Annotated in this window: 1 protein-coding gene; it reads left to right on the top strand. The window is 55.8% G+C overall.

The features are described 5' to 3' along the window. Positions 1 to 174: 174 nt before the first annotated feature. Positions 175 to 1,119, top strand: a complete 945-nt coding sequence (locus HNP33_RS20830; RefSeq protein ID WP_184711769.1) for an IS110 family transposase — start codon at positions 175 to 177, stop codon at positions 1,117 to 1,119. The last annotated feature ends 17 nt before the right edge of the window (positions 1,120 to 1,136 follow it).

The raw sequence follows: 1,136 nt of genomic DNA, 5'->3' as shown, positions 1-1,136 counted from the left end.
GCTGTTGGCGCAGACCGACCGTGTTAGACCCCTCTCAACCCACCTCATAGCGTCGATAAGGAACTGCGCAGCACGCAGCCCTCAGGCTGCGTGACTGCCGATCTGAAGGCAAGCCAACGCACTTAGGTGGAGCAGCACCCCGACAGGACTATTGTCTTTGTTGGAGGTGCTTTTATGCAAACAAGCTTCATCGGAGTGGATGTCTCCAAGTCGCAGCTGGTCATCAGCGTAGATGATCAGCCGCCTCTGAGCGTAGCCAATGACATGGCGCATATCACTCACTGGCTAGCTGCAATGCCCCGCGATTGCTGTATCGCAATGGAGTCCACAGGGCGCTATCACCTGCTGCTTGCTCAGCTTGCCTCGCAAGCGGGCTTGGTGGTCTATGTGCTCAATGCACGGGATGTGTATTTCTACGCCAAAGCCCTTGGGGCTAGGGCCAAGAGTGATGCACTCGACTGTGCAGTGATCCGGCGCTACGTGCAGGAGCACTATCAGAGCCTGTACCCGTGGCAGCCGAGTACGGAGCTTCAGCAGCAGTTACATGCATTGCTGAGACGGCGTGCGCAAGTCAGTGCCCATCAAGCTGCAATCAAACAAACACTCAAAGACATCTCACTACCCGGGCAGCAACTAGCCAGCCTGATGCAGTCACTCAAAGACTTGCTGGAAGCAATGGACAGGCAGGTCATTGACCTGATTGCCAAGGACGATGTGATGCAACAAGGCTGCACCCGATTGCAGACGATCACGGGTATCGGCCCGCAAACCGGAGCCTTGCTCACCGAGTTACTGAGCCGCTTGCACTTTACCAATTCGGATGCACTGGTCGCCTATAGCGGGCTAGATCCGCGAGCCAACGATTCAGGCACCAAGCGAGGAAGAAGGCGTTTGAGTAAGCGAGGCCCGGCTTTGCTGCGCAGGCAGATGTACTTGGCCGCATTCGCGGCCAGTCACAGCAAAGCTCTCAAGCCTGTCTATGCGCACATCAGAGCCAAAGGCTTCTCCACGACGGAATCGCTGGTGATTCTTGCGCGCAAGCTTTTACGAGTGGCATTTGCAATTTGGAGAGGCCAGACCGCCTTTAATCCGGAGCAACTATTGCCGAAAGTCGCTTGACGCAAAACATAGAACCT

It is taken from the genome of Comamonas odontotermitis (assembly GCF_014207855.1).
Classification (GTDB): Bacteria; Pseudomonadota; Gammaproteobacteria; order Burkholderiales; family Burkholderiaceae_C; genus Comamonas; species Comamonas odontotermitis_A.
Note: the sequence above shows the minus strand (reverse complement) of the source record. Positions and strands in the feature narration are given on the sequence as shown.

Bases quoted from the DNA above. Each gene is read 5' to 3' on its own strand.
- HNP33_RS20830 (WP_184711769.1), top strand. From the start codon at position 175: ATGCAAACAAGCTTCATCGGAGTGGATGTCTCCAAGTCGCAGCTGGTC.